This window comes from Gordonia sp. OPL2, assembly GCF_003797825.1.
In the GTDB taxonomy this organism is placed as follows: Bacteria; Actinomycetota; Actinomycetes; order Mycobacteriales; family Mycobacteriaceae; genus Gordonia.
The window spans coordinates 76,628-90,568 of the sequence record NZ_RKME01000016.1 but is presented as its reverse complement, the minus strand read 5'-3'; the positions used below and the strand labels follow the sequence as shown (position 1 = coordinate 90,568).

11 protein-coding genes are annotated in these 13,941 nt (G+C 67.0%); 4 read left to right on the top strand and 7 right to left on the bottom strand.

What is annotated here, in order from left to right; translation table 11 throughout:
* The first annotated feature begins 179 nt into the window (after window positions 1–179).
* The 3 genes from EEB19_RS15855 (at window position 180) to EEB19_RS15845 (ending at window position 4,628) form a co-directional block, all read left to right on the top strand.
* Window positions 180–2,051, top strand: coding sequence for a glycoside hydrolase family 15 protein (locus EEB19_RS15855; protein ID WP_187587947.1), 1,872 nt, complete (start codon window positions 180–182; stop codon window positions 2,049–2,051).
* Window positions 2,052–2,301: 250 nt separating this feature from the next.
* Complete coding sequence (gene sigK, locus EEB19_RS15850) at window positions 2,302–2,850, top strand: ECF RNA polymerase sigma factor SigK (protein WP_187588011.1); 549 nt, start codon at window positions 2,302–2,304, stop codon at window positions 2,848–2,850.
* Between the two features lie 134 nt (window positions 2,851–2,984).
* Complete coding sequence (locus tag EEB19_RS15845; protein WP_187587944.1) at window positions 2,985–4,628, top strand: dihydroxyacetone kinase family protein; 1,644 nt, start codon at window positions 2,985–2,987, stop codon at window positions 4,626–4,628.
* A gap of 144 nt (window positions 4,629–4,772) precedes the next feature.
* Here the strand turns inward: EEB19_RS15845 and EEB19_RS15840 are convergent, their stop codons facing one another.
* The gene (locus EEB19_RS15840) at window positions 4,773–4,988 is read right to left on the bottom strand and encodes a hypothetical protein (RefSeq protein ID WP_187587942.1); all 216 of its coding nucleotides are present in this window, start codon (window positions 4,986–4,988) and stop codon (window positions 4,773–4,775) included.
* A 63-nt stretch (window positions 4,989–5,051) separates the two neighbouring features.
* Between EEB19_RS15840 and EEB19_RS15835 the strand changes: the two genes are divergently transcribed.
* Window positions 5,052–5,564 carry a DinB family protein gene (locus tag EEB19_RS15835; RefSeq protein ID WP_187587940.1) on the top strand — a complete coding sequence of 171 codons (513 nt, stop codon included), beginning with the start codon at window positions 5,052–5,054 and terminating at the stop codon, window positions 5,562–5,564.
* A gap of 80 nt (window positions 5,565–5,644) precedes the next feature.
* Here the strand turns inward: EEB19_RS15835 and clpB are convergent, their stop codons facing one another.
* The 6 genes from clpB to EEB19_RS15805 all read right to left on the bottom strand — a co-directional run bounded on the left by clpB (window position 5,645) and on the right by EEB19_RS15805 (window position 13,803).
* Complete coding sequence (gene clpB / locus EEB19_RS15830) at window positions 5,645–8,197, bottom strand: ATP-dependent chaperone ClpB (RefSeq protein ID WP_187587938.1); 2,553 nt, start codon at window positions 8,195–8,197, stop codon at window positions 5,645–5,647.
* 159 nt (window positions 8,198–8,356) lie between these two features.
* Window positions 8,357–8,809: a polyketide cyclase gene (locus tag EEB19_RS15825; RefSeq protein ID WP_187587936.1), complete on the bottom strand. Its 453-nt coding sequence runs from the start codon at window positions 8,807–8,809 to the stop codon at window positions 8,357–8,359.
* Window positions 8,810–9,147: 338 nt separating this feature from the next.
* The gene (locus EEB19_RS15820) at window positions 9,148–9,570 is read right to left on the bottom strand and encodes a nitroreductase/quinone reductase family protein (RefSeq protein WP_187587934.1); all 423 of its coding nucleotides are present in this window, start codon (window positions 9,568–9,570) and stop codon (window positions 9,148–9,150) included.
* A 115-nt stretch (window positions 9,571–9,685) separates the two neighbouring features.
* A complete protein-coding gene (locus tag EEB19_RS15815; RefSeq protein ID WP_262365701.1) occupies window positions 9,686–11,224 on the bottom strand; it encodes a class I adenylate-forming enzyme family protein in 1,539 nt (512 codons plus the stop codon).
* A 198-nt stretch (window positions 11,225–11,422) separates the two neighbouring features.
* Window positions 11,423–12,082: a hypothetical protein gene (locus tag EEB19_RS15810; RefSeq protein ID WP_187587929.1), complete on the bottom strand. Its 660-nt coding sequence runs from the start codon at window positions 12,080–12,082 to the stop codon at window positions 11,423–11,425.
* A gap of 11 nt (window positions 12,083–12,093) precedes the next feature.
* Window positions 12,094–13,803: a Tox-REase-5 domain-containing protein gene (locus EEB19_RS15805; RefSeq protein WP_187587927.1), complete on the bottom strand. Its 1,710-nt coding sequence runs from the start codon at window positions 13,801–13,803 to the stop codon at window positions 12,094–12,096.
* Window positions 13,804–13,941 lie beyond the last annotated feature (138 nt).

Here is a 13,941-nt window from a genome sequence, read left to right as displayed (position 1 = left end):
ACGATCACACTCCTGCCTCACACGGTGTCAGGGTCAACACCGTCGCACGCGCCGGGCAGCCGCAGGGCGATCGACACCGCATCGACATCGCAACCGAATCGTCGTCGCGGATCACGAATCGGTCTCCGCATCGATATCGGCCACCCACCCACCGTCCCGAACGCACGTACCGTGCGAGTATGAGCGCCCGTTGCGACGGAAGTACCACGAGCGAGGACACCGGTTCCGGCTACCTGCCCATCGCCGACCACGGCGTGATCGGTGATCTGCGCACCGCCGCGGTCATCGGGATCGACGGTCGCATCGACTGGTTCTGCTGCCCACGTTTCGACTCGCCCAGCGTGTTCGGCTCGTTGCTCGACGCCGAGAAGGGCGGATCGTGGACCGTCGAACAGCTCGACGGAGATGTCACGACCCGACAGTTCTATCTTCCCGACTCCAATGTGCTGGTGACGCGCTTCATGAGCGACGACGGCGTCGCCGAGGTGCAGGACCTCATGCCTATCGCGCGACCGCACGATCCGGATCACCGCACCCGGATCGTCCGGCGTTTCACCTGTATCCGCGGTGACGTCAGATTCCGAGTGCGGATGAGCCCGCGATTCGACTACGGCCGCGCCGAGCACACCCTCGATCTCTCCGGTGCCGGAACCCTCGTGTTCAGCACCGACGGTCTCGATCTGCATGTGGCATCCGAGACCGAGTGGGAGAAGGTCGACGACGGTGACGCCGAGACCACATTCACTCTGACGACCGGTGAATGCACCACGATCGTCGCCGCACCCGAGCCGATCAGCGACGACTGCTACGGCCACGACAGCGACCCCGCCGTCATCTCGGCAACCGTCGCGTTCTGGCAGCAGTGGATCTCACAGTCGACCTACACCGGTCGATGGCGGGAGATGGTGCACCGTTCCGCGCTCACCCTCAAACTGCTCACCCACGAGCCGACCGGCGCGGTCGTCTCCGCCGTGACGACCGGGCTGCCCGAGGACATCGGCGGAGAACGCAATTGGGACTACCGCTATGTGTGGATCCGGGACACCGCCTTCACGCTGTACGCGTTGCTGCGTCTCGGGTTCCTCGACGAGGCGGCATCGTTCATGGAGTGGTTGACCTGCCGGTTCGACAACCATGCCGACAACGACGGCGACGACGACGACGCCGTCGACATCGGCCCGCTGCGGCTGATGTACACCCTCGACGGGGACCCGCCGCCCGAGGAGACCGTGCTCGACCACTGGGAGGGATACCGCGGATCGTCGCCGGTCGTGATCGGGAATGCCGCCGCCGGCCAGTTGCAGCTCGACATCTACGGCGAACTCGTCGACTCGGTGTATCTGTACAACAAATACGGTCCCGGCATCTCCTACGAATCCTGGTCGCAGCTGTGTGAGGTGGCCGGGTGGCTCGTCGACAACTGGGATCAGCCGGATCGCAGCATCTGGGAAGTCCGTTCGGAACCACAGGATTACGTCTTCTCACGGCTCATGTCATGGGTGGCGCTCGAACGGATGATCCGGATGACGCGGCAGCGCGGACTGCCCGGAGACATCGCCGGATGGATGAGGGCGCGCGACGAGATCTTCGCCCAGATCATGGACCGCGGTTGGAACGACGAGCTCGGTGCGTTCGTCCAGACCCTCGACTCCGATCGGCTCGACGCATCGCTACTCCTCATCCCTGCCGTGAAGTTGTTGGCGCCCACCGACGATCGGTTCCAGAGCACCTTGCGCGCCTTCGAGAAGGACCTCGTCAGCGACACGCTGGTGTTCCGGTACGACACCTCCGACGGCCACGACGGACTCGACGGCTCGGAGGGCACGTTCTCGCTGTGCACCTTCTGGTACGTCGAGGCCCTGACCCGGTCGGGTCGGCTCGCCGATGCCCGACTCGCGCTCGAGAAGATGTTCACCCACGCCAACCATCTCGGCCTCTACACCGAGCAGATCGGCCTGACCGGGGAGCAACTCGGCAATCTGCCGCAGGCGTTCACCCATCTCTCGCTGATCAGTGCCGCCATCAATCTGGATCGGCGACTCGGCGACTGAACCAGCTCAGTCGGGTGGCGGAGACGCACGCCCCCAACGCCCACTCATGCCGTTATCGTCCCGTTATCCGAGTTGCGATCACATCGCACCTGCCCTGGTGACACGGCAGACCCGGGTTTCCCGCGGATAACGTCGGGGTACGCGAAGACGGTGAGAATCCTGCGTGAGCGCTTGAGGATACGAGACGGGTGGACAGATGACAGTTCTCGACCGACCACTCCCGTCGGATCTGTGCGCACCGGCTGACCCCATGCGTGAACTCGCCGATCTCCTCGCCCGGATCGCTGCGCACGACCAGGCTGCGTTCGCCCGGTTCTACGACCTCACCTGCGACCGGGTCTACGGCATGGCGCTGCGGGTGTTGCGCGACGCCGGGTACAGCGAAGAGGCGACGCAGGAGGTGTACCTCCAGGTGTGGCGGTCGGCCGCAGGCTTCGACCCACGCTCCGGATCCGCGCTGTCGTGGCTCATCACGATGACCCATCGGCGCGCCGTCGACCGGGTCCGATCCGAGGCCGCGTCCCATCGGCGCTCGACCATGTACGGGATCACCACGAACCACCCGCCCGGAGATGACGTCGGGGAGATCGTCGAGGCCCGCGAACGCGACCGCGTCGTCCGCGACGGACTCGGCGTGCTCACCGACCTGCAACGCGAATCGGTGGAACTGGCCTATTTCCAAGGACTCTCGTATCGCGAGGTGGCCGAGCGCCTCGACGTCGCACTACCGACCGTCAAGTCCCGAATCCGCGACGGACTACGTCGCCTTCGCGTCCACGTCGCGCCGCTGTCGGCGTGAGTGAGCCACGCTCCCGCCGGTTGAGCAGCGACGCGCGAGCGCAGCAGCACACCGTTCCCGCCGGTTGAGTAGCGACGCGCGAGCGCAGCGAGCACGACGCGTATCGAAACCTCCCTCACCCCTACCCTGGAATCGTGACCCCGCACGAGTACGTCCTCAACTCCCCGGACACCTTCATCACCGATGCGCTGCGCGGATTCCTCGCGGCCAATCCGTCGATCGCATGGCAGCCCGATCCCGGATTCCTGCATCGCCGACAAGCACCGGAGACACCGCGGGTCGGGGTCATCTCGGGCGGCGGCTCGGGTCACGAGCCGATGCACGCGGGCCTCATCGGCGACGGCATGCTCGACGCGGCCTGTCCGGGTCTCGTGTTCACCTCGCCCAATGCGCTGCAGGTCGCGGGTGCAACGCGATGGGCCGACCAGGGTCACGGGGTCCTGCACATCGTCAAGAACTACACCGGCGACGTGATGAACTTCCGGATCGCCCGCCACCTGCTGCGCGACGAGGTGGCGACGGATCATGTGCTCGTCGACGACGACGTGGCCACCGAGTCGGAGTCGGGTCCGGGTCGTCGCGGGACCGGTGCCACCATCGTCGTCGAAAAGGTCTGTGGCGCAGCGGCTGCGCGCGGTGACGACCTGGCACACATCGCCGAGATCGGACGCCGTACGGCGCAGAATGCACGCAGCTTCGCCGTCGCCTACCGCGCGTGCACGATCCCGGGCGCGGCCGGCCCCACGTTCGATCTCGATACCGACGAGATGGAGTTCGGCGTCGGCATCCACGGTGAGGCCGGAGAGGACCGCACCACGCGCGTGGGCGCCTCGGAGCTGGTGGGACGGATGCTCGATCGCATCGTGGACTCCCTCGCCCTGACCTCGGGTGAGCGGGTGCTCTGCCTGGTCAACGGGCTGGGCTCGGCGCATCCGCTGGAGCTGTCGCTCGCGTTCGGCGAAGTGGTGTCGAATCTCGACGCGCGGGATGTCATCGTCGAGCGTTCGATGGTCGGCACCTTCGTCACCGCCTTGGACATGGCCGGCTTCTCGATCACCCTCGTCCGACTCGACGAGGAGACGCTCGAACTGTTCGACGCAGACACGGCCGCACCGGCGTGGCCGGCTCACGTCGGGCGAGGTCCGGCGCGGGTCTCCGAGGTCACCTTCGCCGAACCCCGCGACGCCGCCGACGACGGACCCGAATCGCCGTGGCTGTCGGCGTTCATCCGGCGCATCCGTGACGCGATCGACGACCTGACAGCACTCGATCAGCAGGCCGGCGACGGCGACTTCGGCGCAAACATGACAGCGGCACTCGACCACTTCGACCTGCCGGTTCGTGGCTCCGACGCCGACGTCCTGCGAGCGATCAGCACCTCGTTCCTGGTGCGGGCCGGCGGAACGTCCGGGGCGGTCTTCGGGGTCCTGTTCCGTCAACTCGCGACGGCGTTCTCGACATCCGACGAGTTCTCGACCGCGTTGCGCGACGGAACCGCCGCAGCGCTGGCCGAGATCCAGGAGCTCGGCGGCGCCGACGTCGGCGACAACACGATGGTCGACGCGTTGGCGCCCGCGTCCAACGCCCTCGACGACGGCAAGTCCTTGTCAGAGGTCGCCGACGACGCGGAAGCGGGGGCCGAATCCACCCGCCACACAACGGCATCCAAGGGCAGAGCGAGCTATGTCGGCGAGAACGCGCGCGGTGTCGTCGACCCCGGCGCGCTCGTCACCGGATGGCTGTACCGGGCCGCGGCGGAACGGGCGTCGGTCGAGTAGCCACCCCGCACTGCTGGTCGAGTCACCACGAGGACGAGTCCCTCCGCACTGCTGGTCGAGTAGCCACCGAGCGGAGCGAGGCCCTCCGCACTTGCTGGTCGAGTAGCCACCGAGCGGAGCGAGGCGGCGTATCGAGACCACCGCTCACTGCCCGTCCGCGGTCCCCTCGCTCCCGCCGACGGCGTGGTCGCCCTCGTTCGGGTCGTTGGAGTCCGCAGCGGCTTCGTAGACCTTCTTCTCCTCGGCGATGCGGTCGGTCTCGCCGATCTCGTCCTGTGGCTGACGTTCCCAGACCGAGCGATTCTCCTCGCGGTCGCTGGGCAGGTCGGGATCGTTCGGGGCGCCTGGTGTGTCGGTCATGTCTCCACTATGCCGGTCCGGGTCGGCTTCGCGTTGTCGGCGTCGAATGCCACCATCGACGCCATGACGACCATCCCCCGACCGGTACCGCCGATGAACGACGACGAACGAGCCACGATGGCGGGCTGGCTGGACTTCTACCGCGCCACCCTCGCGCAGAAATGCGATGGTCTCGACGACTCGCGGTTGCGGACGGCCTCCGTCGCACCGTCTGAACTCACCCTGCTCGGGCTGATCCAGCACATGGCCGAGGTGGAGCGGAACTGGTTTCGCCGCGTCCTGGTCGGCGAGGACATCGGTCCGATTCGCGCCGACGAGAACGCTTCCGCGGGACATGACGGCGGTTTCGCCCTCACCGACAATTCGTCGTACCGCGCCGCCGTCGAGGTCTGGGAGGCGGAGGTCGCGCGGGCCCGTCAGAATTGCGCGACTCGAGAACTCCACGACACGAGCACGTTTCGTGGCGGGGAGGTCACCCTCCGGTGGCTCTACCTGCACATGATCGCCGAGTACGCCCGCCATTGCGGTCACGCGGACCTGATTCGCGAGCGCATCGACGGCACCACCGGCGTCTGACGACAGCAATCGTCCCCGAGGAGCGACTCCGAGGGAATACCCTTCGGACCGCACTCTCGGGGACGATTCTGGTCACCAGATCAGCCGACCACCAACGACTCTCCGTCCGTGGTGACATTCACCGGAACGACGTCGCCGTCGTGGATGTCGCCGGCCAGCAACGCCTTCGCGAGCTGATCGCCGATCGCCTGCTGCACCAGGCGGCGCAGCGGCCGGGCACCGTACAGCGGATCGAAGCCACGCTCGGCCAGCCATTCCTTGGCCTTCGGTGTCACCTCGAGCTCCAGTCGGCGCTGCGCCAGGCGCTTGCCCAGCTGCGCGAGCTGGATGTCGACGATGGACACCAGTTCCTCCGGACTCAGCGCGTCGAAGATCACGACGTCGTCGAGCCGGTTGATGAACTCCGGCTTGAAGGCTGCGCGGACGGCCGCCATCACCTGGTCCTTGTCGCCACCGGAACCGAGGTTCGAGGTGAGGATGAGGATGGTGTTGCGGAAGTCGACCGTTCGGCCCTGGCCGTCGGTCAGCCGACCTTCGTCGAGCACCTGCAATAGCACGTCGAACACGTCCGGGTGCGCCTTCTCGACCTCGTCGAACAGCACCACCGTGTACGGACGTCGCCGTACGGCCTCGGTCAGCTGTCCGCCGGACTCGTACCCGACGTAACCCGGAGGGGCACCGACCAGCCGTGCCACGCTGTGCTTCTCGCCGTACTCACTCATGTCGATGCGGACCATCGCGCGCTCGTCGTCGAAGAGGAACTCCGCCAACGCCTTCGCGAGCTCGGTCTTGCCGACACCCGTCGGTCCGAGGAACAGGAACGATCCCAGCGGCCTGTTCGGGTCGGCGACGCCGGCCCGCGCACGACGCACCGCGTCGGACACCGCCTGTACCGCATCCTTCTGTCCGATGACCCGGTGTCCGAGTTCGTCTTCCATCCGCAGCAGCTTGGCGGTCTCACCCTCGAGCATGCGTCCCGCAGGGATACCGGTCCACGCCGACACGACCTGCGCGACGTCGTCGGGGCCGACCTCCTCCTGGAGCATCACGTCCTGGCCGGGATCGGTGCCGGTCTTCTCCAGCGCGGCCGCCAGTTCCTTCTCCAGCGCGGGAATCTTCCCGTACCGCAGTTCGGCCGCCCGTCCGAGATCGCTCTCACGCTCGGCCCGGTCTGCCTCTCCGCGAAGCCTTTCCAGCTCTTCCTTGACGTCGCGGACCGCGTCGATGGCCGTCTTCTCCGACTGCCAGCGGGCCGAGAGCTCGTTGAGCTTCTCCTTCTGATCCGCCAGTTCGCCGCGCAGCTTCTCCAGCCGCTCCTTCGAGGCCGCGTCGGTCTCCTTCTCCAGGGCGACCTCCTCGACCTCGAGTCGACGCACGATGCGCTCGACCTCGTCGATCTCGACGGGTCGCGAGTCGATCTCCATGCGCAGCCGGGATGCGGCCTCGTCGACCAGGTCGATGGCCTTGTCCGGCAGGAATCGTGAAGTGATGTACCGATCGGACAGCGTCGCCGCCGACACCAGAGCGGAGTCGGTGATGCGCACGCCGTGGTGCACCTCGTAGCGGTCCTTGAGTCCGCGCAGGATGCCGATGGTGTCCTCCACCGACGGCTCCCCGACGTAGACCTGCTGGAACCTGCGCTCCAGGGCCGCATCCTTCTCGATGTACTGGCGGTACTCCTCCAGCGTGGTGGCGCCGACCAGCCGCAGTTCACCGCGGGCCAGCATGGGCTTGATCATGTTGCCCGCATCCATCGCGGAGTCGCCGGTCGCGCCGGCGCCGACGATGGTGTGCAGCTCGTCGATGAAGGTGATGACCTGTCCGGCCGATCCCTTGATCTCGTCGAGGACGGCCTTGAGCCGCTCCTCGAACTCACCCCGGTACTTCGCGCCGGCCACCATCGACCCCAGGTCCAGGGAGATGACGGTCTTGCCGCGCAACGACTCCGGCACATCACCGGCGATGATCCGCTGGGCCAGACCCTCGACGATCGCCGTCTTACCGACGCCGGGCTCACCGATGAGCACCGGGTTGTTCTTGGTGCGGCGCGAGAGCACCTGCACCACACGACGGATCTCGGTGTCGCGACCGATGACCGGGTCCAGCTTGCCCTCGCGGGCGGCCGCGGTCAGATCGGTCGAATACTTCTCGAGCGCCTGATAGGTCTGCTCCGGATCGGCGGTGGTGACCCGCGCGTTGCCGCGCACAGACACGAAGGCCTCGCGCAGTGCCTGCGGGGTCGCCCCCACATTGGCGAGGAGCTTGGCCGTGTCGGAGTCGCCCGTCGCCAGGCCGACGAGAACGTGCTCGGTCGAGACGTACTCGTCGTCGAGTTCACCGGCCAGCTGCTGAGCTGCGGTGATCGCCGCGATCGACTCGCGGGAGAGTTGCGGCTGCGCGCTCGCGCTGGCCACCGTCGGGGCACGGTCCACCAGTCCCTGGGCCTGTGCGCGAACCGTCGACGGATCCACCCCGACCGCCTTGAGCAGCGGTGCGGCGATGCCGTCGGACTGATCGAGCAGGGCCACCAGGATGTGAGCCGGGCGCACGTCGGAGTTGCCCGCAGCGGCCGCCGCCTGCACGGCAGCGCTCAACGCCGCCTGTGTCTTGGTGGTCGGATTGAAGCTGTCCACTCGCGTGTACCTTTCTCTCTGTTAACGCTCTTTAGTCCATAAGGCTCAAGTCTGAGCCCACGGCATGTTCAGCGCATCCAGAGTTGAGCGTATTCCGCTCAACCTTGGGATTGAGAGTGATGTACATCACAGTAGTGGATCGCAACTTGTACCCACCCCTCACTCCACCGTCCGCGCCAGAATCCCGAGCGTCGCGCGGATACCCGCCTCCGGGATGATCGGAAACCGCCCGCGCATCTTCTCGTGGACCCGACTCCAGTCGTAATACGAGGTCACGCGCGTCCCTTCGTCGACGGTCTCCAACCGGTATCCGTAGCGGTGATCGAGCGGTGGCCGGACCGTTCCGGCGATGGTCCACTCGATCCAGCGGCCGTCGTCGAACCCGGTGATGATGACGCGCACGTCGTACTTGCCCATGGGGAGGTCGTTGAGGGATTCCCGATCCATGTGGACGACGAACTCATCCCCCACCGCGCGTACAGGGTCGCCGTCGGAGCTCTGCAACATCCCGGAGCTGTCGATGGCGACGTGGCCTTCCGGGGAGCACAGGAGCGCGAAGATCTCCGCCCTGTCGGCTGCGATCAGACGCGTCACCTCGAATTGCTCGCTCACGCCACAGTCTCCTTCGGTTGCCTTGCCCGGTTTCGGTTGCCTTGCCCGGTCTGCCATCTGGTCCACTTCACGCTAACCGCCGAGCGATGGGCCGCAGAACACAACAGTGCCCGCAGACCGGAGAACGGTCGGCGGGCACTGGTCGCAGATCGGTCTGCGTTGCGTCAGACGATGCTGACGACGAGGTTCCAGATGGCGACACCCAGGTTGTAGATTGCGATGATCATCGTCGGTCCCTTCGATCGGATTCAGGTCTGTCGGCCTCCTGGCCGAACACCGATTGGATGCGACGAGTCCGCGAGAATGTTCCCGGGCGCCGAGAAGAACCTACGAAAGCCTCACGCGCGCCGCAGCGCCAGCACGGGAATGGTGCGGATCCCCGCCGTCTTCGTCTCGTACTCGGCGAATCCCGGATAGCGGCTGGCCTGCTCGCCGTAGATGCGGTCGCGATCCTCGCCCGTCACCTCGGTGACCTTCACGTCGTACTCGTCGTCGCCGAGCTCCACGCGAGCGCTGCCGGAGTCGGTGAGGTTGTAGTACCACGCCGGGTGCGTGGGCGCCCCGGCCTTCGACGCGAAGATGTACATCGAGTCGCCGTCGGCGGGCATGTACATCAGCGGCGTCACATTCTGTTTGCCGGACTTGCGCCCCGTGTGGTGCAGCAGCACCATCGGCGCGCCTTCGAACGGCCCGCCCACCTTGCCGTTGTTCTCACGGAACTCCTTGATGATCTGTGCGTTCCAGTCGTCCGAATCTGCCATGGTCGATCCTCCTGTGTGCCCAGCGTCTGTGCGGCGCAGTTGTCCTTGCACGTGCACCCCACATTGTTCCTGAACTGCACGGCCCACGGAGGCGACTGACTGCACACCGACCCACCTACCGCAGCGGGTCACCCCACTCCACCTCGCCGCGGAGTCGGTTCTTCAGCAGCTTGCCGCCCGCGTTACGCGGCAGCGCCTCACTCGACACCTGGGCGAACTGCGGGATCTTGAAGTCGGCGAGGTTCTCCCGGCAGTGTCGGAGCACCGCATCCAGGTCGAGGTCACCCGACTCGGAGACCAGGACCGCGCCGACCTTCTCGCCCATCACCTCGTCGGGTACGGGGATCACCGCGGCATCGACGACGCCTGGCGCGGAGAGGAGCACGGCCTCGACCTCGATGCTCGAGACGTTCTCGCCACCACGATTGATGATGTCCTTGATCCGGTCGACGACGTGCACACGCCCGGCGTCGTCCACCCGGACCACGTCGCCGGTGTGCAGCCAGCCGTCGATGATGGTCGTGGCGTCGGCGTCCGGACGCGCCCAGTAACCGGTCGTCACGTTGGCTCCACGCACGACAAGCTCGCCGATCGTCGTGTCGTCGGAGAGCGGCACGATGCCGATGTCCACCGATGGCACCGCATAGCCCACCGAATCGGCGTGATCGACCGCGTCCCGATCCGGAAGCACGGTGATCAGCGAGGCGGTCTCGGTCATGCCGTACCCGTTCATCGCGGTGGCCTCTCCGAACGCCGCCTTGATCTGCTGCACCGTCGACGGCGCGACCGGCGCACCCCCGTAACCGACTACCCGGACGCCGGACACATCCGCGTCCGCGAAGGCCGGGTGGCGCAGCAGGAGGTTGTACACGGCCGGGACCGTGATGACGTACCCGATCCGCTCTCCGACGATGACGTCCGGCAGACCCGCGACGTCGAGCTGAGGCATGATCACCGACGTCCCGCCGACGTAGGCGGCGACCAGGAGCTGTGAGTTGCAGCCGGTCACGTGGAACAGCGGCACCGAGATCAGGGTGCGATAGTCCGCGCCGACGTCTCGCGAGATCCCGGAACAACGGATCATGTTCTCCGCGTTGGTGACAAAGGCCTTGTGCGTGGTGGGGACACCTTTGGGGCGTCCGGTGGTCCCGGAAGTGTAGAAGAGTGCGCCGACATCGTCGGCGGTCACCGTGTCGACGACAAAGGGTTCACCGTCGGGCAACGGAGTGCCCGGAGCCAGATCCACGGTGACGCCCGCGTCCTCGAGCACGTACGCCACTTCGGGTTCGGCGGATCGGGTGTTGACCGCGACGACGATGCCACCCGACAGCAAGGTGCCCCAGTAGGCGAGCACCCAGTCGGCGCCGGCCGCATAACGCACCGCCACCCGATCCCCGGTCGCGACCCCGTCCGCCCGGAGACCGCCGGCGACTCGTGCGGCGGCGTGCCACAGTTCTCCGTAGGTCAGTCGGCGTCCACCGAGCTCGACGACGGCCTCGTCGTCGGGCCGCGCGGTCGCCCGATCGCACAGGACGTCGATGAGTGTCGCCGGTACATCGGTGTAGTACAAAGTCCCGGAATCGTCTCGCGCCACCCCGTCCTGGGCGAACGGATTGCGGTCGCGGCTGATCTCGATGACGGCGGTGTCGGTCATCATCTGTTTGTACCCCGCGCGACAGGTCCTGAGCTGCCTCTCGGCCGAACATGCAGCGCCGCAGGACGTTGCAGTGATCGGGACGCCCGGCGGGCGCGATATCAGAGCGGCGGGAGAGGGTGGGGGCGACAATAGTTGTCGCCCCCACCCTCCTGACCTGCTGGTGCATACGGCGGTCACGAGAGCGCCGCCTGCAAACTACCCGTATCCGAGCGCCCGCCGCACCACCGCAGCCTGGTCGAGGTCGGGGTCCACCGGCGTACCTGCGAGAGTGACGTACCGTCCGCCGTCGACCGCCGTCACCGTCACGCCCGCCTCGACGGCGACCGCAGGGTCGAACGGCACCAGGTCGGCGAGGTAGGTCCGCCAGCCGAAAGCGATCTCCGTGGGTTGCAGACCGATGTCCTTCTGGGCCACGTGGAACTCGTACGTGCCGGCCTTGAGCCAGTCGGGATTCCAAGCCGAGATCATCGCGCTCATGTACCCGGGAATCAGCGTCGCTGCATCCGGTTCCGGGAGTTCGACGCTGATCACGATGCGATTGTCGGAATGTTCGCTACCGGCCTTCACGCGCACCGAGATCGGGACGTCCTCGGGTCCGGCCTGCCGACTGATCCGCAGTTCGTGTCTGTCGCCACGCCTGCTGATCAGTTCGACGGCGGCGCCCAGCGACGCGCTGTCGTCGACGTCGACCGTCACGGCGTCCATGAGCTGGCTGCCCGGCCGTTCGACGAACCGTACCCACCGGCCGGCCGGGTCGGCCGGCATCGCTGTCAGCATCCGCCGGGCGGCGCTAACGATCTCGTCGTAGGACTGCGCCCTTCCGCCCCAGCCGCCGATGAAGTCGATCGCGCTCATGACCACGCACCCTACTTCTTCTGCGGGGCTTCCATCCGAACCGAGATCCGGTCGCCGTAGCCCTCCTCATCGATGACCTTCTGTACGTCGCGAGCCTGCCTCTCGTCGGCAACCACCCACTCCACTTCGGCGTCATGCTCCTCGGCTGCTCGATACTGCCGTTCCAATTGCTCCGGCATCTGTTTCGCCTCTTTCGACCATGGCTGCAGGTTGCCGTCCTTGTCGTAGACGACGTCGGGCCGGTGGTACTTGGCCTCGGTCCATTTCTCCTTGGCGCCGTCAGTCGCGGGGGTGACTCCGTCGACACTCACCTTGCCGGACGGAGCGTCCTTCGACGGGATCTCGTAGGTCGTGCCGGGCGGACGCCCGGTGACCTGTTCCTGATAGTCCTTGGTCTCCTGCGACCATCCGTTGGTCGACTCCGGAACCCATCGTCCACTGCCGCCGTCGGTCTGGTCCTCTTGCGCAGGCGCAGGGGTGGTCGGCGGTGCCGGTGTGGTCGGTACCGGGGCAGTCGGGGCAGGAGCCGTCGGGGCAGGCGACGAGGGGGCGGTGGTCGCCGGAGGCGCCGGTTGCTGCGACGGGCTGGGCGGTGCCGACTCGGTCGGCGCGGACTCGGTCGGTGCAGGCTCCGCGTCGGGAGCCGGGGTCGCCTTAGGAGCGGGCGACTCCTCGGCCGGGGGTTCCGCGGGAGCCGGGCTGTCATCGTCGTCTCCGAAGAACTGGTCGATGACCCAGGCGCCACCCTCCAGGATCTTTTCGATCCCGCTGAACAGGCCGTACCACTCCCGCCACCCTTGAGGCTGCGCAGGCGGATTCGGTGGCGCGTTCGGCTGGGCACCCCCGTTCTCCGGGTCCGGGTTGCCGGTGATGTTCGGCGATCTGGGCGACGGCTCGGCGGGGTCCGCCTTCTTCTGCGGCGGCGACAGGATCGCTGCGGGCGGGTTCTGGTCACGCTCCGGCGTCGACTGTTCGGGAGACTTCTCGCCGCGGGAGTCCCCGGTGTCCGGGGTGCGGTCGGGATCGTCGGAATCCTCCGGGGTCGACTCGCGCGTCGGCGGAACCGGTTGGCGTGGCTCTGCTTTCTCGGGAGCCCGACTCCGATCACGATCAGGGGCGGACGGATCCGATCGCTGTGGTTCGCTCTTGTCGCGCCGGCTGTCTCCGGGCTCGCGACTGTCGCGGCCCTGGTTGCGGTCACTGGTGTTGTCGTTGCCGTTGGGAGCCTTGGTCTTCGGGGTGACCTTGTTGGGACCTCGGTTCTCGCGCGGCCCGGTCGGGCGGTCGGGCTTGTCGCGGTCGCGTTTGTTGCGATCCGACGGATCCTTGTGCGTTGTCTGCGGCGCCTTGGTGTTCGGCGAGTACTTGTGCGGACTGCGATCGGGCTTCGGAATCGAGGAGCGTGGCTTCTGCGGCGTGACCGGCTTCGCTCGAGTCCCCCCGGGCGAGCCGGTGCCCGGCGAACCCTGCGAGCCCGGCGAACTGGGTGCGCTCTGCCGCGGAGCCGGCGGCGAGGCCTTCGGCTCGATCTTTCGGGCCTGGCCGCCCCGGTCCGGCGATGAGGTCGACGGCTTGTTGCGCCCGCTCTTCGCATCTCCCGACTGCGATGACTGCCCTCCGCCGGTGCCGTTCGGCGACGCGGCGATTCCCTGCGCCGCCGACAGCGATCCGATCAGCATCACGGCCATCGCCACGATCAGGGCACGCACCAGATATGTCATGGATCTCGAATCCCGCATCGTCAGCTCACCTTCGGGTCGATGGATCGAGTTGGAGCGACCGTAGAGCCGCCATGCGGATCGGCGATACCGGCGGCGTCGAGAAGTACGTCGCGCGAACGACACGCATCAAAAAATCGG

Bases quoted from the DNA above. Each gene is read 5' to 3' on its own strand.
- EEB19_RS15810 (WP_187587929.1), bottom strand. From the start codon at position 12,082: ATGAGCGCGATCGACTTCATCGGCGGCTGGGGCGGAAGGGCGCAGTCC.
- EEB19_RS15820 (WP_187587934.1), bottom strand. From the start codon at position 9,570: ATGGCAGATTCGGACGACTGGAACGCACAGATCATCAAGGAGTTCCGT.
- sigK (WP_187588011.1), top strand. From the start codon at position 2,302: ATGCGTGAACTCGCCGATCTCCTCGCCCGGATCGCTGCGCACGACCAG.
- EEB19_RS15835 (WP_187587940.1), top strand. From the start codon at position 5,052: ATGACGACCATCCCCCGACCGGTACCGCCGATGAACGACGACGAACGA.
- EEB19_RS15855 (WP_187587947.1), top strand. From the start codon at position 180: ATGAGCGCCCGTTGCGACGGAAGTACCACGAGCGAGGACACCGGTTCC.
- EEB19_RS15840 (WP_187587942.1), bottom strand. From the start codon at position 4,988: ATGACCGACACACCAGGCGCCCCGAACGATCCCGACCTGCCCAGCGAC.
- EEB19_RS15815 (WP_262365701.1), bottom strand. From the start codon at position 11,224: ATGACCGACACCGCCGTCATCGAGATCAGCCGCGACCGCAATCCGTTC.
- EEB19_RS15805 (WP_187587927.1), bottom strand. From the start codon at position 13,803: ATGACATATCTGGTGCGTGCCCTGATCGTGGCGATGGCCGTGATGCTG.